Source organism: Staphylococcus sp. HMSC035D11 (genome assembly GCF_001836075.1).
Taxonomy (GTDB): domain Bacteria; phylum Bacillota; class Bacilli; order Staphylococcales; family Staphylococcaceae; genus Staphylococcus; species Staphylococcus hominis.
Map to the genome: position 1 here is coordinate 129,126 of NZ_KV827285.1, position 428 is coordinate 129,553.

Consider the following 428-nt stretch of genomic DNA (forward strand, 5'->3'; position numbering starts at 1 on the left):
AAAGATGGCACTAAGAAAAGAATCAGATATTACTCATGTAGTAATTTTAGAAACAAAGGTTCTAAAGTTTGTTCAGCCAATAGTGTTAGAGCAGATGTATTGGAAAAATATGTTATGGATCAGATATTGGAGATTATCAAAAGTAAAAAGGTACTGAAACAATTGGTTGAAAAAGTAAATGAACAAAGCCAAATAGATAAATCCTCTTTGAATCATGACATCGCTTATAAACAGTCACAATGTGAAGAAATCAAAGCCAAAATGCATACACTAACGAAAACAATCGAAGACTCACCTGACTTAGATAGCGTATTGAAACCAACAATACTTGGCTACCAAGATGAATTGAATCAAATAAATAATCAAATACATCAACTAGAACGAGATAAACAAGCGGAAGCTCCACATTATGATGCTGATATGATTGC

General features: G+C 32.2%; 1 protein-coding gene. It reads left to right on the plus strand.

What is annotated here, in order from left to right; genetic code table 11:
- Positions 1 to 428 (plus strand): recombinase zinc ribbon domain-containing protein (locus HMPREF2647_RS10530; RefSeq protein WP_176746927.1); only part of this gene is annotated, 428 nt, incomplete at both ends.